General features: G+C 40.5%; 21 protein-coding genes and 1 pseudogene. 2 read left to right on the forward strand and 20 right to left on the reverse strand.

Going from position 1 to position 25,525, the window contains the following annotated elements; genetic code table 11:
* The 3 genes and pseudogenes from AC5JL8_RS13320 to AC5JL8_RS13330 all read right to left on the reverse strand — a co-directional run.
* A pseudogene (locus AC5JL8_RS13320) lies at positions 1-226 on the reverse strand (hypothetical protein); the annotation flags it as partial.
* Positions 227-335: 109 nt separating this feature from the next.
* Positions 336-1,301 carry a 7,8-didemethyl-8-hydroxy-5-deazariboflavin synthase subunit CofG gene (cofG, locus tag AC5JL8_RS13325; RefSeq protein WP_495880246.1) on the reverse strand — a complete coding sequence of 322 codons (966 nt, stop codon included), beginning with the start codon at positions 1,299-1,301 and terminating at the stop codon, positions 336-338.
* A gap of 186 nt (positions 1,302-1,487) precedes the next feature.
* A complete protein-coding gene (locus AC5JL8_RS13330; RefSeq protein ID WP_495880247.1) occupies positions 1,488-2,150 on the reverse strand; it encodes a helix-turn-helix transcriptional regulator in 663 nt (220 codons plus the stop codon).
* A gap of 254 nt (positions 2,151-2,404) precedes the next feature.
* Here AC5JL8_RS13330 and AC5JL8_RS13335 point away from each other — a divergent pair, with 254 nt between their 5' ends.
* Positions 2,405-3,436 (forward strand): hypothetical protein, encoded by a 1,032-nt coding sequence (locus AC5JL8_RS13335; protein WP_495880248.1) that lies wholly within the window; start codon positions 2,405-2,407, stop codon positions 3,434-3,436.
* A 94-nt stretch (positions 3,437-3,530) separates the two neighbouring features.
* Here the strand turns inward: AC5JL8_RS13335 and AC5JL8_RS13340 are convergent, their stop codons facing one another.
* The 10 genes from AC5JL8_RS13340 to AC5JL8_RS13385 all read right to left on the reverse strand — a co-directional run bounded on the left by AC5JL8_RS13340 (position 3,531) and on the right by AC5JL8_RS13385 (position 14,954).
* Complete coding sequence (locus AC5JL8_RS13340) at positions 3,531-4,715, reverse strand: NAD(P)H-quinone oxidoreductase subunit H (RefSeq protein WP_495880249.1); 1,185 nt, start codon at positions 4,713-4,715, stop codon at positions 3,531-3,533.
* 550 nt (positions 4,716-5,265) lie between these two features.
* Complete coding sequence (locus tag AC5JL8_RS13345) at positions 5,266-5,841, reverse strand: hypothetical protein (protein WP_495880250.1); 576 nt, start codon at positions 5,839-5,841, stop codon at positions 5,266-5,268.
* 77 nt (positions 5,842-5,918) lie between these two features.
* Complete coding sequence (locus tag AC5JL8_RS13350) at positions 5,919-7,541, reverse strand: TrbI/VirB10 family protein (RefSeq protein WP_495880251.1); 1,623 nt, start codon at positions 7,539-7,541, stop codon at positions 5,919-5,921.
* Between the two features lie 13 nt (positions 7,542-7,554).
* Entirely contained in the window at positions 7,555-8,241 is a 687-nt protein-coding gene (locus tag AC5JL8_RS13355; RefSeq protein WP_495880252.1) for a hypothetical protein, read from the reverse strand.
* 47 nt (positions 8,242-8,288) lie between these two features.
* Entirely contained in the window at positions 8,289-9,113 is an 825-nt protein-coding gene (locus AC5JL8_RS13360) for a hypothetical protein (RefSeq protein WP_495880253.1), read from the reverse strand.
* 58 nt (positions 9,114-9,171) lie between these two features.
* Positions 9,172-10,221, reverse strand: coding sequence for a hypothetical protein (locus AC5JL8_RS13365; protein WP_495880254.1), 1,050 nt, complete (start codon positions 10,219-10,221; stop codon positions 9,172-9,174).
* A gap of 107 nt (positions 10,222-10,328) precedes the next feature.
* On the reverse strand, positions 10,329-11,141 hold the full coding sequence (locus AC5JL8_RS13370) for a hypothetical protein (RefSeq protein WP_495880255.1): 813 nt from the start codon (positions 11,139-11,141) through the stop codon (positions 10,329-10,331).
* 81 nt (positions 11,142-11,222) lie between these two features.
* Positions 11,223-13,970 carry a putative type IV secretion/conjugal transfer ATPase gene (locus AC5JL8_RS13375; RefSeq protein ID WP_495880256.1) on the reverse strand — a complete coding sequence of 916 codons (2,748 nt, stop codon included), beginning with the start codon at positions 13,968-13,970 and terminating at the stop codon, positions 11,223-11,225.
* Entirely contained in the window at positions 13,903-14,295 is a 393-nt protein-coding gene (locus AC5JL8_RS13380; protein WP_495880257.1) for a hypothetical protein, read from the reverse strand. Before AC5JL8_RS13380 ends, AC5JL8_RS13375 begins: the two co-directional genes overlap by 68 nt.
* A 41-nt stretch (positions 14,296-14,336) precedes the next feature.
* Positions 14,337-14,954, reverse strand: a complete 618-nt coding sequence (locus AC5JL8_RS13385; protein WP_495880258.1) for a hypothetical protein — start codon at positions 14,952-14,954, stop codon at positions 14,337-14,339.
* Positions 14,955-15,472: 518 nt separating this feature from the next.
* Here AC5JL8_RS13385 and rsmH point away from each other — a divergent pair.
* Positions 15,473-16,408, forward strand: coding sequence for a 16S rRNA (cytosine(1402)-N(4))-methyltransferase RsmH (rsmH, locus tag AC5JL8_RS13390; protein WP_495880259.1), 936 nt, complete (start codon positions 15,473-15,475; stop codon positions 16,406-16,408).
* 125 nt (positions 16,409-16,533) lie between these two features.
* Here the strand turns inward: rsmH and AC5JL8_RS13395 are convergent, their stop codons facing one another.
* The 7 genes from AC5JL8_RS13395 to AC5JL8_RS13425 form a co-directional block, all read right to left on the reverse strand.
* Positions 16,534-17,976 carry a sensor histidine kinase gene (locus AC5JL8_RS13395; protein WP_495880260.1) on the reverse strand — a complete coding sequence of 481 codons (1,443 nt, stop codon included), beginning with the start codon at positions 17,974-17,976 and terminating at the stop codon, positions 16,534-16,536.
* A 1,616-nt stretch (positions 17,977-19,592) separates the two neighbouring features.
* The gene (locus AC5JL8_RS13400) at positions 19,593-19,766 is read right to left on the reverse strand and encodes a hypothetical protein (RefSeq protein ID WP_495880261.1); all 174 of its coding nucleotides are present in this window, start codon (positions 19,764-19,766) and stop codon (positions 19,593-19,595) included.
* A gap of 54 nt (positions 19,767-19,820) precedes the next feature.
* Positions 19,821-20,204: a response regulator gene (locus tag AC5JL8_RS13405; RefSeq protein WP_495880262.1), complete on the reverse strand. Its 384-nt coding sequence runs from the start codon at positions 20,202-20,204 to the stop codon at positions 19,821-19,823.
* A gap of 179 nt (positions 20,205-20,383) precedes the next feature.
* Complete coding sequence (locus tag AC5JL8_RS13410; RefSeq protein WP_495880263.1) at positions 20,384-21,100, reverse strand: Crp/Fnr family transcriptional regulator; 717 nt, start codon at positions 21,098-21,100, stop codon at positions 20,384-20,386.
* Between the two features lie 93 nt (positions 21,101-21,193).
* A complete protein-coding gene (locus AC5JL8_RS13415; protein ID WP_495880264.1) occupies positions 21,194-23,080 on the reverse strand; it encodes an ABC transporter ATP-binding protein in 1,887 nt (628 codons plus the stop codon).
* 271 nt (positions 23,081-23,351) lie between these two features.
* Complete coding sequence (locus AC5JL8_RS13420; protein ID WP_495880265.1) at positions 23,352-23,915, reverse strand: single-stranded DNA-binding protein; 564 nt, start codon at positions 23,913-23,915, stop codon at positions 23,352-23,354.
* Positions 23,916-24,232: 317 nt separating this feature from the next.
* On the reverse strand, positions 24,233-25,465 hold the full coding sequence (locus tag AC5JL8_RS13425) for an FAD-dependent oxidoreductase (protein ID WP_495880266.1): 1,233 nt from the start codon (positions 25,463-25,465) through the stop codon (positions 24,233-24,235).
* Between the last annotated feature and the right edge of the window lie 60 nt (positions 25,466-25,525).

Here is a 25,525-nt window from a genome sequence, read left to right on the forward strand (position 1 = left end):
CATTAATGAAGCTCAAAGCCTCGTTGACGGAGAAAATATCCTCGTGAATGAAGCTTAAAGACTCGTTGACGGAGAAAATATCCTCATTAATGAAGCTCAAAGCCTCGTTGACGGAGAAAATATCCTCGTGAATGAAGCTCAAAGACTCGTTAACGGAGAAAATATCCTCATTAACGGAGTTCAAAGACTCGTTGACGGAGAAAATATCCTCGTGAATGAAGCTCAAAGCCTCGTTAACGGAGTTCTAATACTCGCTGACGGAGTTCTAATACTCATTAATGAACTAAGGGCACAACAATGTTGTGTCCCTACCGCAGGGTATACACAACTAAAAATTAATGTAAGGTCTTTCGCCATTGTCTCACCGCCTCCTGCAATTCTCCCGACAACCAATCATCAAACTGCGGATAAACAGGTAAACGCGGCACTAATTTCCACCCCGCAGGCTGTAAAATTTCTCTCAATGCCTGCTCCTGAACATGAGGATAATCGGGATTCACTTCATCTTTTGGCCCAATTCCGCCTAAATCTCTCGCGCCAGCTTCTATACAAGCGAGTAGCCATTGGTCATCTTTGACTAAATTTGGCGGAATTTGAATTGTAATATCTGGGGGTAAAATCTGACGTGCTTTGGCAATTACTTCTGGTAGTTGATGAGGGTCAAAAGGTGGTGCATCAAAGGTTTGCTGATTTCCGGGGCTGTGGGGTTGCAAAATAACTTCTTGAATGTGATGGTAAGTTTGATGCAATTGAGATATGGCTGCTAAGGTTTCCCAACAATCATCAAATGTTTCCCCAATTCCTAACAATAAACCTGTGGTAAAAGGTATCTGTAATTCTCCAGCCCACTGCAATTGTTGTAATCGCACTTGTGGTAATTTGCTTGGTGCGTGTTTATGGACGGTATTTAACAAGTTTGGTGTTAATTGCTCCAACATTAACCCCATTGAAACATTAACATTTTTCAGTTTTTGCATCTCCGCAAAACTGAGCGGCCCGACATTTGTGTGTGGCAGAAATCCCATTGCCAAAGCTAATTCACACAAGTCATAAATCCGCTGGAACCATTCTTCGCGCTTTGGTGATTGAGGATGTACTTCTCCGCTAAGAATGAGAATTTCGCAAATATTTTCGCTTCGGAGTTGTTGTAAAATGCTTTCTGCTGTTGATAGAGCCATCCAGGGACTTTTACCTGGGTCAGTCCTAAAGTTACAGTATGTACAGCGATTAAAGCATTCGTAAGTAGGGACGATTGTATAAGCAGGGCTATAAGTAATAAACCGAGAATTATTAATTGGCATAAAACAAGCGAACACCAAAAAATAAATTATCCAATTTTTTTAGTGGCATAGCACAGCTAAAATAATTTATTAGAATTATCTTGTGCTATGTACGACAAGATGCCCATATCAGCAGAACCATATTTTCTGCACAAATTTAATCTTGCCACTCCACTACAAATCGGATATTTTTTTGATTGGAAGCCCTCAACAAAAGTGCCGTAAACCTTCCAGTTTTGCGAGTTTATGTTCATTGAAATTCTCTGTCTCCTGTTGTTTAGCATGAATATTTTTCAGATGTTTTTTAACTGTGTTGATAGTAATATAGAGGCGATTGGCAATTTCTCTATAGGAAAGGTTAGCTCGACGTAGCAGCCAAACTTCTGTTTCACGGTTTGTTAAATGGTATTTCTTAGCATCTGCGATCGCCAGACTTTGACTATACTGATAACAGTCTTCTATCGTGACTAACAAAAAGTTGTATTGGCTAGCACCCATCTGTAACCATCTAGCCCGAATACGTAATTTAACTGTTGAGTCTCGTTCTATTTCCGACTCTATAATGATTTTTTCTTCTGGAAATAACTCACGGCTTTCAATCAAGGACTGACAAACACGCCAGATTTCTTGCGGTACTGCATTACTAGCAGCTTCTTTTGGCATTAATTGACGGCAAATATAGCGAGCATACTCATTAGCATGGACTAACTCGCTTTCGGTTGACAGTATTAATATACCGTCAGCAAAGCTCTCAATCATAGCTTTGAGCAAATCAATCTGCAAATTGTGATCTTTTACAGATGTTGTGTTAAATTTATTGCTTACGATAGATGCTGAAATAAGATTAGTTTTCTCAGTTGTAACTAACATAATTAATTCCCCCCAAACTCAGCATTAATAACAAACCTAAACATCAGTTCAAATCAATTGAGATGTTTAGCTGAATTTTGAGTGTCGAAATTATGTATGTGCAATGAGTAAGCGGTAAGTTAAGTAATGCCGTTGATGTCAAGTGTTGTTGGTTGAAGTTTACGGAATCTCCATGAAGTGAAGTGAAGTTTTTTGTAGGTGATTGATGCAGGCGAGTCACAGCAAAATGCTCAGTTTGCCAGGAGTCTAATTATATGAATCCACACAGCATTGACCAATGGTTCCCAGTTGAGCATCAGCGTAAATATATTGCTCAGTTACAAGGGCGGCTGGGAATGACTCGCCGCCGAGCAGAATATTTCGTCAAGCTGTGGGCTTATTTACTGCTCAAACAACAGCAAGAACTAGGAAAGGCTTTACAAAAACCTTTAACCCAACTCGATTTACCAAATGGGTTTGTTCCTTGTACTCATCGAGAAGCACAAGAAATTTTCTATGGCGAAAAAGACCGAGGAAGCGATCGCTCGGCGGGTATGATGATTGATAAGCTCGTCGCTTTGGGGCTAATTGAAAAAAACTTTGATGGTAATACAACTTGTATTCGGATTCGCTCCTTATCACCTAACCTTCAAGACTCCACAGAAGCCAAAGCATCAATCAAGCTTTTTCCAGACGAATTCAATCCCCGAACTGACACTATCCCTATTGCCAGTTTATTAGCCCGCAACTATAGCTGGATGAACAAAAAAACCACTGGATTACCTCACAGAATTGCTAAAATCTTACGTGGCTGGGCAGAGCACTATCCTACTGGTATGCGGGTGCTGCGTCGTAGCGATACTCAAGATGCTGTGGGTTTTTATGTCTTGTATCCTGTAGCGCGAGAATCTGAAGCGAATTTTTTTCTCCCGCCTCGTCATAGTCTTTACCTGAGTACAACTGGAGACATTGATCCATTTCAAATCGCTATACCAGGCGATCGCAATTGTACTTCGATTTTTGTCCGCAGTTGGGAAATTGATTCGCCCTATACGCAACTCATTAATTTATCTCAATTTCTCAAGGATGCACAGAAAACATTAGTTCGTATCCAAGCTGATTTTCCTAACCTCTGCGATATCTATACCCTACTCATACACCCCAATAATGAACAACTAGTATCATCTCTTGGGTATCATAAAACTAACCAAGATACACAAATGCCTCTGAGCTGGATGTATTTGGCATTAGATAAATATTTGAGCTTGGATATTGATAAAGCAGTGTCAAACCTGAAATTTGATTGAATTAAGGATTCTCGTTGCGACCCCTTGAAAGCAGCAAGGACACAACAATGTTGTGCCCCCACTATGTTCTGTATTTAAATCAGAAACGCTACAGCTATCTATCTACAGAACCCATAATCACGTCAATGCTGCCAAGAATTACCACAATATCTGCCACCTTCATTCCTCGGAGTAAGTGAGGAAGAATTTGCAGGTTGTTGAAATCAGCGGGACGAATCTTCCACCGTGCTGGGAAGACGTTATCATCACCAACCAGATAAATTCCTAGTTCGCCTTTACCACTTTCTACACGGGCATAAATTTCACCCTTGGGAATCTTAAACGAAGGAGAAACTTTTTTGCCGATGTACTGATAATCAAAAGCATCCCATTCTGATTTTTTCCCAGCAGCTAGACGCTTGGCTTCTAGGTTTTCAAAAGGCCCACCAGGAAGTCCTTTAATTGCTTGGCGAATAATCTTCACAGATTCGCGCATTTCCCGCATCCGCACCACATAACGGGCAAAGCAATCACCAGCAGTTTCCCAGTGTACATCCCAGTCGAAGTCATCGTAACATTCGTAGTGGTCAACTTTCCGTAAATCCCACTTCACCCCAGAAGCGCGTAACATTGGGCCAGAGAGTCCCCAGTTAATTGCTTCTTCGCGGGTGATAGTACCAATACCCTCAATCCGTCGCCGGAAGATGGGGTTATCAGTAACCAAGCGTTCATACTCATCAATTTTGGGTGGTAAGTAGTCGCAGAATTCTAAACACTTATCTACCCAACCATAAGGTAAGTCAGCCGCCACGCCACCAACACGGAAGTAATTGTTATTTACCATCCGGTAACCAGTAGCAGCTTCCCATAAATCATAAATCATCTCCCGTTCGCGGAACTGATAAAAGAAGGGAGTTTGAGCGCCCACGTCAGCCAGGAATGGCCCAAACCACAGCAAGTGGTTGGCGATGCGGTTCAATTCCAGCATAATGACGCGGATGTAGCTGGCGCGTTTAGGTACAGCAACACCTGCTAGTTTTTCTGGGGCGTTGACGGTGACTGCTTCGTTGAACATCCCCGCTGCGTAGTCCCATCGGCTGACGTAGGGAACGTACATAATCGTGGTGCGGTTTTCGGCTATTTTTTCCATTCCCCGGTGTAAGTAGCCGATTACGGGTTCACAATCAATGACATCCTCGCCATCCAGGGTAACAATTAGTCGTAGAACGCCGTGCATTGAGGGATGGTGCGGCCCCATATTGAGCACCATAGGTTCAGTGCGGGTTTCTATTCTTGCCATAGATACAGTGTTCTCCCGTTCATGAAAATTTAGAATTGGATCGCGTAGATGCCAACCAGACCCAATTTATTGTGTCTGCCAAAGTAAGGCTCTTATAGGGGTAGGTTGGAGAGAAGATGGCAGCTGAGGGATTTTGGTTGATGTTTAATTTTGTTGCACTTCTTCAATTATTATATGAAGCTTGATAGGCAAAGAATTGATGTGCAGGAATTTTTTCATCTAATGACGTTGAGCCATCTTCCCCTGGCTAACAATTTTACTGCCACCTCCACCTGCAATATCCTTGAGGCTTAGATGCAGGATGGCAAAATTAAGTTAAGTTTTTTACACACCCAAATTCAATAGTAGGGAAAACGACAGTTTATAAGTTGCAGTTATCTGGCAATTATTAAATTATATCAAGGCAAAGGTAGAAAATTGGCTTTGGCGATCGCCTCTGGCACTGCGCTCCGTGCGACGCTGCACCAGTTAATTAGCAATACTAAATCAAAAACTCTTCAATTAAGCCGTTTTTATGATTACTCTAATTAGTTAAACAACTTGGAAATATTTACTGTGGAGGCCTTACGCAAGGGGTTGCATTTGCAGAAGGAGTATCAGGAAAAACTGCTAAAGTATGATATTCAGGGTCACCATTTCCATAAATGACTCGGAAAGTATACAGCTTCATTTTGTCTTGCCCTTCAGTAATCACTGTTAAAAGCGTATTTTTAGTACTAACTACTCCAGGAATTGCTAATTTTTTAATGCGTCTGAGTTGAATTACGTTCGCTGCCGAGTTTTGGCAATCTCCTACGCTACCAGAACCTTCTTGATTGAACTGGGCGCACATCGGGCCATCAAAATCTATAGTTACTTGTGATGGGTCATTTAACCAAACTTTTTTTATTTTTTCTCCAGATGGAATAAAGTTTAAGTTTGTACCCTGTTCATACCAAATTTTGATGGTAGGTACTGCTCCCCCTAAACCTTGGGCTTGGCAGGAAAAGATAGAGCGGAGAACTGAATTATCAGCTACAGCCCGACCTGCCCAAAATAACATTGCAGCCACAAAAGTCAGAGAAGCTAGAGGCAAGAAAAACGGATTATTTGGGATATTTGCTCGAAAGTTAATGTTTTTTTTCATGGCTGCAAACCAAGAGATATGTAGCAATTAAAAAGGAATTAAAGAAAGAAGTATTGCCATACTTCACTGCTGACCCCTTAAAACTGCATAGATTGATTGACATAGATTTCAACTTCTGTTCCCGCTGGTAGAAACCAAACGTTAGTTCGCTGCATCATTTCGGAAATTGCCTGTTGGTTACGTTGGGCAATTTGCGGAACTACGGTATTCATACCACCTTCAAAAACTCCAGCCAAGATGTTGCGTGTAGGGTTAGTGTTGCTCACAATAGTACCAGTTGAAGTCGTAGTTACAACTTGAGCTTCAGTACGATTAAATAACTCAGCTGCTTTACCAAGACCTCCCAAGACGAATAATCCTACATCCATCCCGGCAATAGATGATCCTTGATTTGGAAATTGTTGTGCGACGAGGGGTTTACCTTGAGGAGCGCGAATCGTCATTGCATTTGGCGGTAAGCTGGTTTCTGTGATCTCGCCATTATTTTTTGTAATAGCTTTGACCACATCTAGCTGTAGTAAGCCTTGTTCAGAAAGAGAACGAATTTCAGTTAATAGCTCAGTCTCCGCAGGAATAACTACTTGACCATCTGCACCTGTTAACGGTTCTGTTAAACGTACCACAAATACATTTTTTTGGCTTTCGCTGCTATCGCTAGATGTGGAGTTAGTTGCTGCTCCAAATACAGCGGTTGCCAACACAGCTTTGACACTATTCCCTACTGCCAAGGATTTTGAAATCTGCTTAGTTTCTTTGTTCGCGATTAAAGTTTCTTTCTCTGCTTTGTTCGCAGCAGCAATAGATTCTGGTGTTTGCGTAGGGTCAATTTGCCTTGGATCAACTTCAGGATTTGTTGCCTGTTGCTCCACATTGGGATTGTTTGCTGATGCAGAAATATGATCACGGGGGCGATCGCTAATAGTGACCTGACCGTAACTACCCAACTTCGCCAAATTGGCCCACGTCTGAAGCGGATTCATTGTAGGTGATGGAGTTACTTTGACTGATGGTTGAGTATCTGGTCTTGCAGCTACTAAGTTGGGTAATGCAGGCCTATAGTTAGTGGGTTGCAGAGATTGGGGTACTTGAACTATACGTTCAACTGTGACTATCTTAGGCACATCAACTTTTGATGTAGATTTTGATGTCCTTGGCACTCCCGCTGTCAGTCCGTCTCTGGAACTCCCTAAAGAGTTCACCTGTGTATTTCTCAGCTGTTGTTGAGCTAATTTTACAGCTTCTGATTGTTCAGTTAAAGCTAATTTTGTTTTTAGTGCCTCTATTTCTAACTCTGGGCGTGGAGATTCATTGATTACTGGTGCTGCTACTTCTGAAGCAATAATATTCTTCTTTTTTGGCTTTTGATTGCTTCCACCCATAAGCTGCGTCAAAAATACACCAGCAAATAACACTACAGCTAGAGTGGCAGTACCCACCAAACCTAACTTAGCAAAAGGATTAGATGAGAGGCGCTGCTCAGTGGCAACTTTTGACTGTTGAGAAGGCGATGGCTGCGAGGTGGTTGAGTCTTCTAATTTTTCGCCACTAGCAGATAGAGATCCTTCTTCATCTTCTAAACCTACCAGTTTTGCCATCCGTGATTCCCAATCTGAAGAAGCTTCTTCTGGTTGATAGTTATCAACTGCGGGACTAATTAAAATTTCTTGAGGAACTTCTGCGGACACTGAATAGCGAGTCATAGTCATCTTAGGGTTAGTTTTCAGAACAATTTGTATCTTTCATATCACAGATTTTATAAATTTTTAGTCTAGCTTCACCGAGGCGATAAACTCCTAAGTTTAATGGAGTTGGTGCATTAGGTAATGAAGTTGCTTGTTCATCTATAGCTTGGACAAAAATTTTTTTATTTACCGGAATTGACTCACCAAGTCTATCAGAACCCTGAAAAACTAATTGATTAGCAATCATTTCCGCTTTCCACTTACCTTCGGCTATTTTTGTAGGCTGAGAAATTCTCTGAATGACCAATATATTTTCCGTAAATTTACTGAAATTTCCTAATTTATTATTAGAGATTAAATTAGTAATTTCCGATTGGAATTTAGGCTGAAATTCATCAGTTATCAAGTCAGAACTAATGTCCCAGACTGTTTTTGGCGGCTGTTGTTGTGACCAGGTAAGCATGAGAGTCATGGTTTCACCTATAAAGCGCCGAATCGTTTCTGGATGTCGCTCTAAATTTTCTTGAGCGTCCACGGTTATAGCACGTCCATCAATAAGTTGTACCAAACTTTGAAGTGTGGCTTGACGATTTACCTGCTGCAAAATAGAACCATGAAACATAATTACCAGTAAAGTGAACAAATGTAAACCAAATGTTCCGACTGCGAACAAAGGTAGAATACTATTTTTCTGATTTTCTGGCTTAAGTAGGTGCATTAATAATCAAATATTTAAATTGCAACGTCAAAAATTAAGGTAAAAATTTACCTGATGAAGTTATCAGATTGACCGTTAGTGACGCAATTAGTTGATTTCTTTTCATTCAAGCTATTATATGCATCTAAAAGACACAAATTACGCATTTCAAAAATTTCAAGCTTATCAGAACGGATGATAGATATAGCGCGTTGTAGGTCAGTTGTACTATCAGGTTGGGGATAAGGAAAATAATCGATCGCACGCACAAGTAAGTCTTTATTGAAGGGAATAATCACTCTTTTGCCATTAATTTGCTTATTTTGAATTAAATCAGCGACCATCCCAACACGCCACTTACCTGGTTCAATTTGTTTAGGAGGATAAATCCGCTTGATAACTAACTGTCCTGAGATAATCTGCTGAGGATTGTTAGAGAAAACTTCTGGTGGAGTCATTTGTGCAATTTGGCCTAACAAACCTTTACGGAAATCTTCAGAAAAAGCAAAACTAGCTATCCAACTAGTAGTGGTAATTCTCTGGCTACCACCTTGGGGAGTTCTAATAAGTATTCCTAAATCTGGTTTGGGTTTACTAACTTCTTCGATAGTTTGTGGCGGTAATGTCCCCGTCCAGTTAAACATGGATGTCATAGTTTTACTGACAAACTGGCGAATGGCTTGCGGTTCTCTCGCTAAATCATCAGTAACAGCTACAGGTTTGCCATCTATCATCTGCACAAAATTTGGCTGTTTTCGCAAACTGAGTTGACGAATATTTAACCCTTGGAAGATTAAGAACAGTAAAACTAATAGATGCAATCCAAAGGTGGCAATTGCAAAAGTAGTTAAAATGCTTCCGGTGCGTTGTTTCTTTTGCAGTAAACGTACCACTGATTAAATACCCCTCCCTAAAAATTAGCGCTAATTAGCAATTACATTGAGGACAATCCTATACCCTATCCTTTACCCATCCAGTCATACTGCTGATAGCACTAAAAACTGCAAATCCTCCAGCAGCAGCCACAACTAAAGATAATATCGGTGCTAAAATTCCCAAAAATATAATGAACCACATTAAGTCAGGATCAGCATTAGCATCTTGCGCTGGCCCATTCACAATAACTGCCGCAGTTAACACAGCAATAATATTAAATGAAATCTTAGCAATGCCTATAGATATAAATCCGGTTAGCCATGCGAAAATAGGTTTACCTGCTACAGGTAGCAAAGACCCACCCACCGCTAATGGCCCTAAAGCTGCTATCAGCAACATGGTAGCCTCCATCAAATTTTGGAAAGCATATTGCAATGAAATTAAAAAGTTTTTAATTGTGGTTTGAAATGTAGAACCTAACAAAGCATTAAATGAATTTTCTGAAATATTTCCTGTGCCGTATTTAATTTGATTTACCTTAGTTTCTAGCCTATTAATCCAAGTTTTATTTCCGTATAAATCCTTATATCCTTGCCAGAGATTATTAATTTTTTCACTGGCTTTGTTAAAGCATTGTGATTGTTGTTCTCCAGTAAGCGACTGACAAGGACGTAGGAAAGAACCAGCTACTTCTTCGGCAATACTCATATTGAGTGCTTGCTGGTAAATTTGGTTAGTATCTACAGTTACGATTACTTGTTGATTTACTGAGTTGATAAAGTTCCTGACACCTAGCGTGAGGTCAGCAAGTATGCTCTTATCTCCTGAATTAGTTAATAATATGACTACCAGAAAAGGCCAAATCATCCCCGATATCGGCTGGGAATAATCGCTGTCTAAAACATCTTTTAACCACTGCATGACAAAGAAAAGCAGAGTTCCTACCGCAAAAAATACACCCAGCTTTGTCAACGCGCCATATAAGTTATTACTGCTATCGTTTTGTAATAGATTTAGCCATTGATTGTCCCAACCTTCGGCAATACTTTTGGCAGTTGTAGCGCCATTGCCGAGAATATCATTGATGCCTGTGTCAGCAGAAATTTGTAAAATATAAAACTGCATTTTTAGGTACTGGCTTTCTTTTCACAGCAAGTTAGGCAGAAAACTAGTCAAAATCCTAAGCTAACTTGCAAGCTAAATAGAAATTAGCTTTTTGAGGATGATGAGTTTTACTTCTCTTGTCTGCCAAACAAATCCATTTGAGAAGTAGTGCGTAACAATCTTGCAGCTTCCGCAGATGAATCTACTCGGCGCGCACGATTAGTCTCTTCCATCTGCTGAGAAATATTTGCTAAATTGAGATTAGAATACTGCAAAGAATGATTTATATGCATACTTTGAGCAAGTGATTCACCAAGCATTTTCGATTGTTCACTTTGGATTTTAATACTTTGCAATTGCAAATCAGATTGATTACTACTACCTTGAAGTAGTCCTCCCATACCTGGGATATTTCCTGTTGTAGCTGTAGTAGCAAGTTGACCGATTTGTTTTTGAATTTCACCGAGAAAAGTTTGGTTAGCTTTTTCTGCTTCGCTGACAACTCTTGCAATATTGTCTAGACTTTCTTCTGTATTTTGCAGCTTGATTTTTGCCCTAATTTGTCCGGCTTTACCCAAATTACTTGCTATGGAACTACGGGTAACAAGACGATTTATTTCTTGGGTGGTTGATGTTAATTTTACTACTGAATTATTCTCAAATTTATCTGACACTGAGTTGAGAATTAGCCCGTTTAAAATTCTATCTCCTGCTGCGACGGGATTAGGTATGTTTAACTCTCCAGTAGAATCGCTGATAGCATTTTGTGACTGAATTTCTAGAGGTTTTAATGTTGGACTCAAATTATTTTTGAGATAAGTTTGTAAATCTCCCGAATATGATTGAAAATCAGCTAAAACTTTACCTAATTGTGCCGTAGCTGGTAAGGTTATCAGAAAACCTAAACTAAGAGTCAAAATGGTAATGGTAGTTTTTCGCATACATTGTACCTGTTGTTTAAGTTGGATCAAGATTGTACATACTGAATTTAATTTTGACTAATGTATTAATTTCCTCAAGCATTAACCACCACGCAGCGAAGCAACTAATTGACGCGCAAATTCAGAAATAGCTTCATATTTATCGCGGTAATGACGCATCACTTCTTGACGAGCCGATTGTTCATTGGGGTTATTAGCTACTACTGCTAATTGTTCATAACCGGGATAGTAGCGGCAGAAAGTATAAATGCCGTTATCATCTAACAGCCATTGGCTATAAATTCCTTCTTTGCGCGGAAAAAAGCTTTCTGTGGCATTACGCGCAATAATTTCTTTGGGATACTTCAAGATATTGACAAAACTATCGACTGCAACTGGCTGAATCCGACCGATTAATCTTGTGCTTAAGTTTTGCAGTATTTTCGATGCAGCTTTGGATTTGGCGATCGTGTCGGGGTCTTGTGCAGATAAAATGACTCTAATACCAGCTTTAGCACCGTTAGCACAAATTCTGCCGACTAAATCTGCAATCTGGTCGAATTCAAATAAAATTGGTGCTTCGTCGATAAAGAATATCGAAGCCGGACTACTCAATGCACGACGCAGTGCTGCTGAGTAAGCACTCAAAGATAACACTGCTGCATCTTCACTATCAGATAGGTTTCTCAATGCAAATACTAAAAGTTGTGCATCAGTGCGAAAACTTGATGGTGCAGAAATCGCTTGTCCCACACGGCTAGAAAGCCAAAAACGTAAGCGCAGTTGAATTTGACTCAGTGCATCCTCAACTCTGCCACTAATAGAATCTAATTGCAGGTATTCTGGTGAGCAGAAATAGAGAAAATCTCTTAAAGTTGGGGTTTGCTGCCAAGCTTGACTACCAAAACCTTCTGCGATCGCCTGTTGATATCGCTGTTTGATACTTGCATCTGCAAAAAACGCTTCTAAAGCTAAGTTCAGCAGGGAACGTACTGTTTGCGATAATAGCTGGTTTTGGCTGGATGTGCCTAAAACCATTGTGATTAGGGCTGATTCGAGGAAGGCGGTATAATCGAGCAGGCGATCGCGCTGTTCTTCTGAACTGAGAAAACGTAAGTCTGGCTGCTCAAATAAGTTATTTGATTGTTTAGAAATATCAAAATAGGCTCCATTTTCCCCCATGAACTCGGTGTAGTCGGTGAAGGTAGATGTGCCATCGGGTTTGGGAAAGTCTAATGCTACTACAGGAATATTATGCGCCAAAGCTTGAGTTAAAATTCCTGACACTAATACTGACTTCCCAGCACGAGTTGTGGCAAACAGGGCTAAATTTTTGTGTTGGGTAAACAAATCCAAATGTACAGGTGTTCCGCCTTCGGCTGCGATTAACTCAAAACCTTGGCGATCGCCAGTTCTGGTTAACACTAAAGGCATTAATCCGGGAACTTCGCTGGTTAAATACAACTGACGCCGATTAAACGGTTTTACCAACAAACCTTCCCAGACTATCGGTAGCGATTGCAGCCAAATTTTCCAGGCATATTCTGTTTCTCTAATTACCTTTGCTGGACGTTGAAAACAGTTTTCAATATACCTTGTGGCTTCATCTAATTGCTCAACAGTCTGACGATGCACAAAAATCGCTATACCTGTATAAATAGGTACTGCTCCTTCATACAATTGTTCTTGCGCTGCTACTGATTTCTTTAACTTTAGCTGCGCATTGACATCAATTGTTTTGCTCTTTTCTTGCGCCATCATCGCTGTCATGTTTGACTGCTTAAGTACCCTTTGCAATGTATTTTTTACTAATGCTGGGTTAGCCGCAGTTAACTGACAGAATATCTCTGTGTCTACTACTGTTTCACGAGACAGTAGTTCCCATAAATAACGCAATTGAGACGATTTATTTTGCCATCCTCCGGGTTTTTCCAGAAATGTCATTGCGCCGATATAGCGATTGTTAACATTCACCCAGCGGCGATCTGCACAAGGTACACCAGACTCCATCAGTAACGTTGTACTGTGAATGTTATCTACTAGGAGTTTAGTACTAGCTAAGTCTGAATAAACTTGTTCATGCAGCCCATTTTCATCCAAAGTCAGTAATTGGGGAATTTCTATGGGCAGTGTATCATTAAATCTTCTCCAGATTTCTCCCCAGAGTTGCTCAGCTGTTAAAGGCTTAATATCTAAGCCCATCTTATTCGATAAGAGTTGTTCCCAGCGACTAAATCCTTGTTTATAAGCATTTGTAATCAGGGTTTCTAGGCGCTGGTTCTCTGCGTCAGCAATTTCACCTTTGAACTTTAACCACCATACTTCAGATTTTGCTAATAGCTTCTCGATCAAGTCATCTGTACCAGCAGCACTTGGCTCAACAGTGTAAGTGACGTAGATTTTAAGAAATTTTGGTTTACGAATGCCAGAATTTGTGAGTTCTTTGGCTCTGGCTCTTTCTGCCATCAATAAATATTGTATATCTCGTGATGGCGTTCTTTTTCCTAAGGTTGCTAGTTCTTTTTGCCGCTCTGTGTCTGAGATAAAAGACCCCAAGTGCAATGTCATTTTTTCGCCACCGGGGATGTCTTTTAACCCTGCTTCAATGTTATTAAATATAGTTTCAATCTCTTCGGCTCTTAAGGTAGTATGAATACCCCGGCACTCAAAACCGAAAACAAAGCAAAATTTATCTTTTTGTCCTCCTTTAGTTAATATATAAGCGCCGATGTCACGTCTATTGAGGGCAACACGCAACATGGTTGCCAGGTGTAAACTATCTTCAAAAGGCGTTAATCGACTTACGTTTCCGGCGATGCCGATGCTTTGTTTTCCGATTTTTTGCTTCATGATTCACTTCTAACAAGCTTTGATAACGAGCAAAGCCTCTTGTCCAAGCGGGAACACCAATAAATTTGCTTAAAAAGCTCCAACTCCTACCACCAGTTAATATCCACCATGTCGCCATCCCCCATCCAGCAAGTAGTATTGTCCACAACCATTTTTTAAATTCGTCTTGAAATAGTCCACCAAAAATTCCATTGATTATAAAGTAGGCAGTTAGAGCAATCACTGTCCAAGGAAATATTTGATCTGCTGGTAGGGGGCCTAATGATGGTTGACTTCCTAGTATTTGATTTACTGGACGGAATTCTTGCTCTTGCTCTTGAGGCATAACGCTTTGCTTGCTTTTTCTGATGTATTTCTCAAGATCAACTATTTGCTGGTATCACCAATTACAAATCCTGTAAGTACATCCGCAATTGTGACTGCTACAACTACTAATAAAGGTGTTCTGGCTATATTTTGCCAATCTTCATCTTTACGCACTGCGTTGACTACTCCTATTAAGGCAACTGCTATGTACAGTAAGTAAAGTGCCCGTAGTACATTAAATACTAATCCTACTGCTGCTTGGGTGCCGCTATTTGTGCTTGCTCCTTGTGTTAGGGTATTTTGAAAAAAGTCTTCAGCTTTCTTAAAAAATTGCGCTTGTGCTGGTAGTGCGAAGTAATCTAGCCAAAATACACTTAACAGCAATAATGCTGCTATTGCTTGTATGGCGATCGCCCATCGCTTTGATATCTTTAAGTTGTCTCCTATCTTGTGCGTTATTATTGCTATCCAACTTCCTACCAGTAAGCACATTACTAGTATCGGACTTTTTAGGCTGATTGCACTCAATAACACTCCACAAGCTAGTAAAAACGGCACTGATTCTGCTAGAAGTCGCCAGCAGTATTTAATTGTTCTTCCAAATTGATAAAATCCTGTTACTAGGCTGCCAGTTAAAGTTGTGAAAACATTTCTCTGATGAAATTCGTGCCTAAGCATTTGTTTGTATAGATGCGATTTGCAATCGCTAGGTATTTTTTGCTTGATCCACATATTTGTAAAACCTTCCACCTCCAAATAACGATGAATTTGGTGTGAATGAGAAAATTCTTTGCTGCTACAAACTACCACATAAATTTATTTGGTCAATAAGAAATTTGACTTTAATCAGTGGTGAATTCACGGTAGTAAATGCAAACTCTACATCTCAGGATAGTTCGTAATGGAACTGGAAATTATTAACCTTCCCGTACCCTGGAATTTTTGATCTAGCTTAGTGTAATACCTGATCTTCACAATTTAAATAAGCAAAGATACCTATTTACAAATCAGTCTGTATCATATCATGCGTTTTATATTCGTTAATAATTAGGCTGAAAACTCCTAAAAATCCGTCCGTGACGAGATGTCATCTATCGTAAGGCTTAAATCCATAGGGGAAAAATTTACTGTACTTAATTCTAAAGTTTGCTATTTATGAAGTTTATCTTTATATTTGGAAAAAGTAAAAATTAAACATGGAATCAGATTCACAAATACCGCTAGATCCAAAAGAACAGACGTTCTCGCACATTCCCGTATTGAGTCGGGAGGTAATTGAGGGTTTGATGATACGCCCTGGTGGGCGTTATTTAGATGTAACAGTAGGTGGTGGTGGTCACAGTCGCCTGATTCTAGAAGCTGCTTTGGATGTGCAAGTCACGGCAATTGACCAAGATGAGGATGCTTTAGCAGCGGCGCAGAAGTACTTAGCTGAGTATGGTGGGAGCATTAACGAAGCAGTAGCATCAGCGCCTGGAAAGGAGGCTCGCGTACAATTTATCCTCAGCAACTTTGCTACTTATGAGTTTCCATCTGAAACTTTTGATGGAATTATCGCTGATTTAGGGGTTAGCTCTTACCATTTGGATACGCCCGATCGCGGTTTTAGTTTTCGCCACGCTGCAAGTTTAGATATGCGAATGGATCGGCGACAATCATTAACTGCTGCTGAGGTGATTAATAGCTGGGATGAAGCTGAATTAGCAGATATCTTCTTTAAATATGGTGAAGAGCGATTATCACGACGCATTGCTAGACGCATTGTCGAAAAACGTCCGCTGCATACGACTGTTGATCTGGCGGAGGCGATCGCTTCTTCTGTTCCTCCTAAATATCGTCATGGGAGAATTCACCCAGCTACCCGTGTTTTTCAAGCACTACGAATTGTAGTCAATGACGAGTTAAAAGCATTAGAAACCTTACTAGATAAAGCACCGAAGGCGCTTGTCCCTGGTGGCAGAATCGCTATTATTAGTTTTCACAGTCTAGAAGACCGCCTGGTAAAGCATAGTTTAAGAAATTCCCCTTTGTTGCAGGTTGTGACTAAAAAACCAATTATTGCCCAAGAAGAGGAAATTGCTCGCAATCCGCGATCGCGTTCAGCCAAACTCAGAATCGCTCAACGCTCCTGAAACAATAAATCCCTTCTAGCTTGAAAGAGCTGGGGAAGCTGGGGAAGAAAAACATTTTCATACATGGCTATGAATCTTGTTTCATTGGGACTGCTTTCTGCCCTCTGCCTTTGTTAATAAAAGAATCAATCCTCAAACTTGGCTTGTCTAGGCAATTCGATGTAGAAAGTAGAACCTTGACCAAGCTTACTATTGACACTAATAGTGCCTTGCATAATTTGCACTAATGATTTGGTAATTGCTAGCCCCAAACCCATACCGCCATACTTGCGAGTATTACTCTGATCGACTTGCCGTAATTGCTCAAATATAGATTCTAGGTCAGACTCAGCAATACCTATGCCCGTGTCTTGAACGGCGATCGCTATTCTGTCGCTAGAAACTTCCCACACTTTAACTTCTACGCTACCAGTTTCTGTAAATTTAATAGCGTTTAACAACAGCTTGGCTAAAACCTGTTTGAGGCGGGCGCGATCGTTCACTATTAAAGGATGCGTCAGATTGATGTCTAGTTGCAAATTTAATAACTTGTCTTCTGCTAGGGAACGATGTTCAGCTACGGTTGTCAAGACCAAAGTAGTTAAGTTAAATTCTTCGACTTGAAATGATAGACGGCCGGCTTCGACCTTAGCAAAGTAAAGCATATCTTCAATAATGTCCAGTAAGTGATTGCCATTATTAAGGATGCGTTGCACCATCTCTACTTGAGGCTCAGATAAGCTGGAGTTACGTTGGCGCAACAATACTTGTGATAAGCCCAAAATCACGTTGAGAGGAGTACGGAGTTCATGGGATGTGGTAGCTAAAAATTGAGATTTTAAATTTGCTGCTTCTAAAAGTTGCAGATTCTGTAGCTGAATTTGGTGCCGGGTTTTTTCGAGTTCGCGGTTTTGTTCTAAAAGAATTTCATTTTGTTTGGCTAGGCGTTCTTCCCTCTCTTCCAAGGTTTTGAGCATTTTGGCGTTATTGATGGCGATCGCTGCTACCTCACCAATTGCATCCAAAAGTTGCTGAGAAGCAGTATTAAAGGCATAAGGATTTTCCCAGTTACCAATTGCCAATACTCCCAATCGTCCTGCTTGTGCTGACTCTATAGCTACGACATACATTGATGCGGGTGTGAAAGCACAGCAGCATGGAACTGAGGCAAACGCAGATGTAGAGAAGTTCTCATCAACACACTCGATTTTTTGAAACATCTGCGAAACACCTGTGGCAAATACCTGGGCTAGTAAACCTGACTTGGTATTAAGAGGTTCATGAGAGAATATATATTCATCTTTCCTACCCCAGAAGACATCTTCGTCTGCCAAAGTGTCATTCAGCTTAAGAAAAGACAATTTTTCTACACCTATTCCCACGGCTGTGCTTAACTCTAAATATTGAGTTTGAGGATTATATAACGCTATTAGACAAAGTTGAGCGCTATCAACAGCATTACAAACTTCCTTTACTATTACTTCTAATAGATCGGGTAAATGGGTAAGTCGCTGATTCGTGAGGTTAGTTAGTAGTTGGAATATCTTTAGTTGTTGAGGCAGTTGAGGGGCGATTGATTCTTTCCCCATATTAGTGTGCTGTCCAGTTAAAATCATGATTGCCTGAAGGCTATTAGCTCCTATAACTGTTGTGTACTACTCTCCATCAGAGATATTCAAAAAACTTCTCCAAAACTGTTTTCTCTTGCAGGCAAGCTTCATTTACTTTTGGGATAGTTTTGAGAATATCTGCTCTGCGGGTACACAACAGCTTGTCCTGTGACATTGTTTTTTACACTCCCTGGCTTTCATAATTTAATTTGTACGCCAGCCTTCTTTGATATCCAACTAACCTCAGTTTGACTGATTTCGTTAGAGTTCACTAGTTAAGATTTTGCAAGTTTTTTCTATCTTGATGATTTATCAATTTATTGCAATAAATAGTTTTAACACCATCAGTAATTGTACCGAATTATTATTTTATTTTTTCCTACTCTTTAGATTTTATTAATCATTAAACACAATTTAAGTTAACTGATGATTTATCAACATTTGATAATCATTATTAAGAAGATTCAACTATTTTACATATATTACTTTTATGGTTATATATCAAATATACGTGTAATAGCATCATTGATCAAACAATGATATTAATAGCTAATAATTTTTAACTTACTAATTATTTTGTCCAAAGTCTAATTATAGAATGGAGCGCAAGTAAGAAAGCAACTAAGAAAAAATGTTCTGACTTAGCCAAAAAGCTTTACTGATGAGGATTTTCAGCAGCCATTATTTCGCAACTTGCTTGCGTAGTCGTGGTTAGATCAATATAAAAATATGAGTTAATTGTGTCACATCCGCACAAAATTTGGAATTCGTTTATTAATTTTTATGTTAGAAAATATTGGTTATGACGATATCTCCACAAAAGCTGAGAACACAAGGACTTGAGACATTTAGCGACTCGTTAAAGGGGTGCGATCGCACTTTCTGCAAACGGAAATCAAATAAAACTTAAAGGGAGGTAACCGAAGGGCGAACTGAGTGGAAAGTGCAAGTAGCCATGCTTACATAAAAGCTTAATAGACATATCTAATTACAGGGTCTATAAAATCTATTGAGATAAAAAGGTACTAAGACTGTTGAACATCTACAAATACAAAATGTTGGTTCCTTTTCTATCACCCCGATTCAAAGGGGATTTATTTATAAAATTTAGGATGTTTTCAAGGAGATTAAACCTTCTTTATTATTAATAGTTGACATTGATAATTGTCCGGCTGCTTGTTTTCAGTTGTAGCTCGAATAATATTAATCGAATGAAGGTAGCAGGGAATTAATTCATTTTTATATCTGTTGTAATTTTTCTGAAAGTTTTAATTTTTTTACAGTAACAATGGTAACAGAAAAACTTAATAAATTTATATAACTACAGACTCTATAAAATTTTCTGGAAGTAAGTGATAGTAAGAAAAGGACAATATCAAGCAAGGTTTTCTCCTATGAGCATCACGAGTCGTAGGAGATTTTTATTTGAAAAAATATTAAACAAGCTAACTATTGCACTGAGGGTGAGGAACTGAAAGGGCGATCGGGTTGGGGAGTTGAGGGAGTTAGGAGGTACGAGTTAGCTCATTGGTAGGGGCTTTCACAGGAGGCTTTATCGCACGAATATTAACAAAAACTTAATACGATAAATTGCACTAATGTCTGCGAGGGAGCAGGGAAAGGGGACTCTCGGTAGGCCCCCTAGTATCAATCATCTCTTCTGCTTCAAGCAGGCTATCACAAAAGATAATGTCTGGTTCAGATAAATCAATTAAAGCATAAGCTTCTTTGATGGCATTTTCTACCTTTTTTAATTGGCATTTTAACAATAAAAATATTCCAATGTTTAACCCTAAATTAATTATTCATTCAAGATACGTTGATCAACTCCGGTCTAAAATTGTTCGCACTTGATCGATTACTACGTCAGGGTCAAAGGGCTTTTGAATCAATCCATCAATTTTTATATCAAGAGCTTTATTAATATCATCTTCATTCAAACCTGTCACCAACATAATAGGAATAAATTGAAATTCTGCCGATTCTCTTAGGCGTCGAGCAACTTCAAATCCATCCATTTTTGGCATCTGAACATCTAGTATTAGCAGGTTAGGGTGGTTAGGATCGATTTCCAATTTTTCCAACACTGCTGCACCCGAATCGACGATTTCAATCTGACAATCCTCTGCTTGCAAAATTGTTTGTAGAAGAAAAGTGTTATCAGCGACGTCATCACAAATTAATATACGTTTAATAAAACCCTCCATGAGTATTATTTGAGAAAAAATAGCTTTTTCTAGCGTTACTACTATAAAAATGCCAAATTTTCTAAATATAGATACACATACAAGCTTTAGTCTGTTCGGTATCGGATATATAAATCAAAATCTTTATAACGCCAGACTTCTAGCCCCCAGACCCCATTAGCTCAAATGATGTTACAGCTTTAACCAAACAAGCGTTTATATTCTGCCGTGACTATGCCGTAACATTCGCAAGCGGCTGTTTCCAAGCTTTTTCTATCAATAATCTGGATATGCCCACGCTGGTAACGGATTAAGCCCATGCTCTGAAGTTTACTAGCAGTTTCGCTCACTCCAGAACGCCTAACGCCAAGCATCGTGGACAGAAATTCTTGCGTGAGGGGAAGTGAGTGTGACCCTACACCATCGCTGCTCATTAGCAACCAACGGCACAGTCTTGCTTCTATTTGATGAAGACGGTTGCAGGCTGTGCTTTGTGAACCCAAGACAATTACTGTATGTATGTAACGGTAGAGAAGCTTTTGCAGTGAGCCGCCAGTGTCGAACATCTCTTTGATAATGGAGGCTTTGATACGCACGGCTTGCCCTGGGATTTGTGCCAGCGTCCGCATTGGCGTCGTGCTTGCATCCATAAGAATTGGCACACCTGCCATCCCCTCACGCCCGATACAGCCGGATTCGACTGTTGAGCCGTCCTCCATCACCGTTACCAGAGAGAGCAGTGAGTTAACAGGAAAATAGACATATGGAATAGGCTCATTAGGCTCGATGAGCACCTGTCCCAGAGAGAGCGAGACTATCTCCAGATGAGGATGCAAACGTTCTAGCTCATCAGGAGGTAATTTGGCAAGCAGTCGATTTTGCTTTTGTATTAATGCAACTTGATGACTAGAAATCACAGATGCCTCCTGACATCGATAAGTTTAATAGTGCTAAGTTAACTTCAACCCAAGCGTAGCAACAAGGAAGAGCTTTGCCACAAAAGGAGCGCTTTATAAAGTCCGTGCTTGCCGACTTCGTACCCTTTCAGGGCTACCAGTGGGAATAGAAGCGATTAACTTCTGCGTATATTCTTCTTTAGGTTCGAGATAGATGCTTTGTGCTGTACCTTGTTCGACAATTTGACCGCGATTCATGACTAAAATGCGATCGCTCATAAATTTCACTACGCTCAAATCGTGGGAAATGAAGATATAAGTAAGTTGAAAATCTTCCTGTAATTCTTTTAAGAGATTTAAGACTTGTGCTTGCACTGATACATCTAGCGCTGAAACCGATTCATCACAGATAATAAATTTGGGATTTAATGCCAAGGAACGGGCAATGCAAATTCGTTGACGTTGACCGCCAGAAAACTGATGAGGATAGCGGTTGATAGCATCTGCACTCAATCCCACCCGTTCTAAAAGTTCAACAACACGTTCTCGCCGTTGTCGCTGTGTCTTACCAACAGAGTGAATTACCAAAGGTTCCATAACTGCGTCCCCAACCTTCATTCGTGGATCGAGGGAGCTAAAGGGATTTTGAAAAACGATTTGCATTTCCCGTCGCAGTTTCTGTAATGGTTCTCCTTTAAGGGTAGTAATATCTTGTCCCTCAAAGATAATCTGACCGCCCATCGGTTCAATTAAGCGCAGCAAAGTTCTGCCAAGAGTAGTTTTACCGCAGCCCGATTCTCCTACTAATCCGACTGTTTCCCCTGGTTTGACATCAAATGAAACGCCATTCACAGCCATAGTGTAGCGTTTTGTACCGCCGAATATACCCCGTACCGGAAACCCAACTTTCAGGTTGCGAATTTGTAGTAGGGGTTGCTTTTCATTGAGGTTTGCTAATCTTTGAACTATCTCTTGGGTGGTAACTTCTGGTGGCGCCGAGGGTTGTTTCTCTTGGATTACCAATTGTCCTGTTGAACTCTCCTCTACACTCATGTAGTCAGAGACTGTGAGCAGTTTGTGAGGATGGCGGTTGAGTGTAGGACGGCAAGCTACTAAGCCTTTAGTATAAGGATGTTGGGGATTGCTAAAAATTTGCTCCGCCGCACCATATTCTACAATCTTGCCTCTGTACATCACCGCTACTTGGTCAGCAATTTCCGAGATTAACCCCAAGTCATGGGTGATGAAGATCATGGCCATATCGCGGCGCTGCTGCAATTCTCGCATTAACTCTAGAATTGTCGCTTGCACTGTTACATCTAAGGCTGTGGTGGGTTCATCAGCGATCAATAGTAATGGGTTGCAAGAAATTGCCATAGCGATCATTACCCGTTGCAACTGTCCCCCAGAAAGTTGATGCGGGTAACGTTCCAGCATAGCTTCTTTATGCTGCTTGACTAACTGTGCCAGTTTGCGATCATCTGGTTTAGGTGAATTGGGGTTAGTTTGGTTCCAGTTTTCGAGATATTGCTGTTCTATCTGCTCATCGCTAGGGAGCAGTTTAACTTCTTGCAGTCCGGCGATCGCAATTTTTTGCGCTTCATGTGTTGACACCTTCTGATGTCGTAAAATCGCTTCTGTTAGCTGGAACCCAATGTTATAAACCGGATTGAGCGAACTCATCGGTTCTTGAAAAATCATCGCCATGTCGCCGCCCCGGTATAGCTGCATTTGCTCAGGCGGCAATTCGCGTAAATTGATTGGTGTGCCATTTTCCTGCGGACGAAACCAGATTTCTCCGCCACTCACTCTACCGGGACTTTGTAACAAACCCATCACGGCTAGGGATGTTACTGATTTACCACTTCCCGACTCTCCTACTATTCCTAAAGTTTCACCTCGATGCAGTTGAAAAGAAATACCATCAACGGCTTTGAGGATGTTGCCATCACCGGAAAATTCAACTTGGAGATTGCGAACCTCTAGGACAGTTTCTCTCATAGGAGTTGAGTATGTATTTTTACTAAAAAGGTTTTGGAGTTAACAGTGATTCTAGCTTTTCACCCTTTGAAAGATATTGTTTTTACAGATTTTGCGTACAATCCGTTATATAAGCACAACTGATAACTTAAAATATAACGAATTTAGCTGTTGTGGCTAAAATTTTTGTAAAAAGCATAAATGGATGTAAAAGATAATTGAGCTTTAAACCTCAAAAATATTTATCCCTTACATCCTGCAATCATCTATAACTCGTCAGCAGTACTTGCTGCTAAAACGGAATATCGTCAATATTTGGTTCTTCTTCTTTGACTACCGGATAGGTAGTTCGCTCAAAATTTTTAGGTTGGGGTGCAGGTTCCGGGTTGCTCACTTTCGGAGCTACGCTAGCATTACTTGCCACTGGGGTAGCCACCGGACGTGATGATTCATAACTCGGCACATTGGTCTCTGGAGCATTAGATACTACAGATGAGGAAGCAGTTACTGAGGAATTTTTAGCTGCTGATGATGAAAAACTAGTAGTAGAACTGCCTCCTACGGCTTGAATTTGTTGTACTGTCAACTCAGCACGTTTTTCTTTGAAGCCTTCAGCACGATCAACTGTATTCATACTTAATCTTCCTACCAAGATGACGCGATCGCCTTCGTGGTAATTATTTTGAATTTCTTTCGCCAAATTTCCCCAACTAACAACTTTCAAGGTTGCTGGTGGGTCTTCTGCTCGCTGAGAATTGGGAAACTGCACCAGCATTTCCGTAACTTCTAAATTATCGGCTGTAAAACGTAGTTGCGGCTCTTGAATAATTTCCGCCATCAAAACGCAGCTATTCATTTCAATTCTCCTGATGATTCAAAAGTGCTGAGTGCGAAAGGAAGAAGTGAGATTTTTATATGTATTGCCATGTAATATCTATCTATATTCCTATTTGCATTTTGTAATATTTTCTCGATACATTTGGCTCTATATATTCTCAGCTTTGAGTCAGTTTTACCATAAAAGTCAAGCGAGGGAAGTCAACAGCAGTATAAACCCTGTTCACAACCTCCGCTTGACTAAAGCAAGCATTGAATTCTACAACTTATTAGTATAATTGTACCACTTTGATAGCGGCTCAAGATTGTCCCTAGATGTAAAAAATTGGCAATATTTTAAGTTTGCACATGAACCGGAAAAACACCCAAGGCAATCAAGCGTGCTGGCAAATCGCGCAAGATGGGCCAGCGCAGAAAAGCAGGTGGTTGAAAAGTTTGGTCTGAGCTCAGAACACGAGCAAATATCTGCTTTTGAATAAAAGTCTGAAACGTCTGAATAATCCGTGTGGGTAATTCCCGTTGACGCTGCACTTTTGCTAAATCTTTGAGTTCTACACGCTGATACTTGAGCGGTTTACTGAGTATATTCGCCGCCACGACAGCATCTTGAATTGCATAGTTAATGCCAACTCCACCAACTGGAGACATGATATGAGCAGCATCACCAATCAGTAGCAAACCCGGACGATACCAGCGTTTAACTCGATTCGATTCCACTGAGAGAAAAGCTACCTGTGACCAATCATGTAAGTTTTCTATGCGATCGCTTAACTCTGGCACAACTTCGACAACAGATTTTTTTAACTCCTCCAAACCAGCAGATCGCAGTTGCTGATAGCCGCCTTTGGGGATGACATAAGCAAGTTGCCACTCGTCACCACGATCCAACATGGCGATGAGGTGACCTTGAGCAATACGCCCCATACCCCCCTCAGCATCTTCTGGCTTGCGGGGTAGGCGGAACCAGAGGACATCCATTGGTGGTGAGGTTTCGATAGTCTCAAAACTCCCCAACTGCCGTAGCTTGGAATGGCGTCCATCCGCACCAACGGTAAGCATTGCTCGCACTTCGTGCCAACCCCCACCTCCTCGATAGCGTACACCTTGAATTACTCCATCTTCCTCAATTAATTCTTGAACATTTGCCCCCATTACCAACTGAAAATGAGGATATTTTTGCGCTTCTTGGGTAATAAATTCCAGAAATTTGACCTGGGGAAGCATTGTAATGTAAGGATAATGGGTTTTCAGGTGACTAAAATCTGCTAAAACGAGGCTATTTTGGGGAGTTTGAATTTGAATTCGGTGCATTTTGGCATGGGGTAGCTGTAGCAAGCGATCGCTTAAGCTCAATTCCTCCATAATCTCCATAACTGATGGATGAATTGTGTCACCCCGAAAATCACGATCAAAGTCTTTGTGTGCTTCTAGCAATATTACAGGAATACCTTGACGCGCGAGTAAAAATGCCAGCACAGCTCCTGCTGGCCCGCCACCAACAATGCAACAATCTGTAGTTTGTACGTCTACAATGTCATGGGTAGGATTTGCGGATACAGAGTTAGCCATAACAACACCTTTGGAAAGGCCTAGAATCAAGGGTAGTTTCCTTTTGAGGTTGAAAGCTGT

Source organism: Mojavia sp., from assembly GCF_059505145.1.

What these genes read in the sequence shown, in the direction of transcription:
- AC5JL8_RS13335 (WP_495880248.1), top strand. Translation starts at nt 2,405, where the DNA reads ATGAATCCACACAGCATTGACCAATGGTTCCCAGTTGAGCATCAGCGT.
- AC5JL8_RS13420 (WP_495880265.1), bottom strand. Translation starts at nt 23,915, where the DNA reads ATGAATAGCTGCGTTTTGATGGCGGAAATTATTCAAGAGCCGCAACTA.
- cofG (WP_495880246.1), bottom strand. Translation starts at nt 1,301, where the DNA reads ATGCCAATTAATAATTCTCGGTTTATTACTTATAGCCCTGCTTATACA.
- AC5JL8_RS13345 (WP_495880250.1), bottom strand. Translation starts at nt 5,841, where the DNA reads ATGAAAAAAAACATTAACTTTCGAGCAAATATCCCAAATAATCCGTTT.
- AC5JL8_RS13330 (WP_495880247.1), bottom strand. Translation starts at nt 2,150, where the DNA reads ATGTTAGTTACAACTGAGAAAACTAATCTTATTTCAGCATCTATCGTA.
- AC5JL8_RS13385 (WP_495880258.1), bottom strand. Translation starts at nt 14,954, where the DNA reads ATGCTTAGGCACGAATTTCATCAGAGAAATGTTTTCACAACTTTAACT.
- AC5JL8_RS13370 (WP_495880255.1), bottom strand. Translation starts at nt 11,141, where the DNA reads ATGCGAAAAACTACCATTACCATTTTGACTCTTAGTTTAGGTTTTCTG.
- AC5JL8_RS13355 (WP_495880252.1), bottom strand. Translation starts at nt 8,241, where the DNA reads ATGCACCTACTTAAGCCAGAAAATCAGAAAAATAGTATTCTACCTTTG.
- AC5JL8_RS13395 (WP_495880260.1), bottom strand. Translation starts at nt 17,976, where the DNA reads ATGGGGAAAGAATCAATCGCCCCTCAACTGCCTCAACAACTAAAGATA.
- AC5JL8_RS13425 (WP_495880266.1), bottom strand. Translation starts at nt 25,465, where the DNA reads ATGGCTAACTCTGTATCCGCAAATCCTACCCATGACATTGTAGACGTA.
- AC5JL8_RS13415 (WP_495880264.1), bottom strand. Translation starts at nt 23,080, where the DNA reads ATGAGAGAAACTGTCCTAGAGGTTCGCAATCTCCAAGTTGAATTTTCC.
- AC5JL8_RS13375 (WP_495880256.1), bottom strand. Translation starts at nt 13,970, where the DNA reads ATGAAGCAAAAAATCGGAAAACAAAGCATCGGCATCGCCGGAAACGTA.
- AC5JL8_RS13350 (WP_495880251.1), bottom strand. Translation starts at nt 7,541, where the DNA reads ATGACTCGCTATTCAGTGTCCGCAGAAGTTCCTCAAGAAATTTTAATT.
- AC5JL8_RS13405 (WP_495880262.1), bottom strand. Translation starts at nt 20,204, where the DNA reads ATGGAGGGTTTTATTAAACGTATATTAATTTGTGATGACGTCGCTGAT.
- AC5JL8_RS13365 (WP_495880254.1), bottom strand. Translation starts at nt 10,221, where the DNA reads ATGCAGTTTTATATTTTACAAATTTCTGCTGACACAGGCATCAATGAT.
- AC5JL8_RS13340 (WP_495880249.1), bottom strand. Translation starts at nt 4,715, where the DNA reads ATGGCAAGAATAGAAACCCGCACTGAACCTATGGTGCTCAATATGGGG.
- AC5JL8_RS13380 (WP_495880257.1), bottom strand. Translation starts at nt 14,295, where the DNA reads ATGCCTCAAGAGCAAGAGCAAGAATTCCGTCCAGTAAATCAAATACTA.
- rsmH (WP_495880259.1), top strand. Translation starts at nt 15,473, where the DNA reads ATGGAATCAGATTCACAAATACCGCTAGATCCAAAAGAACAGACGTTC.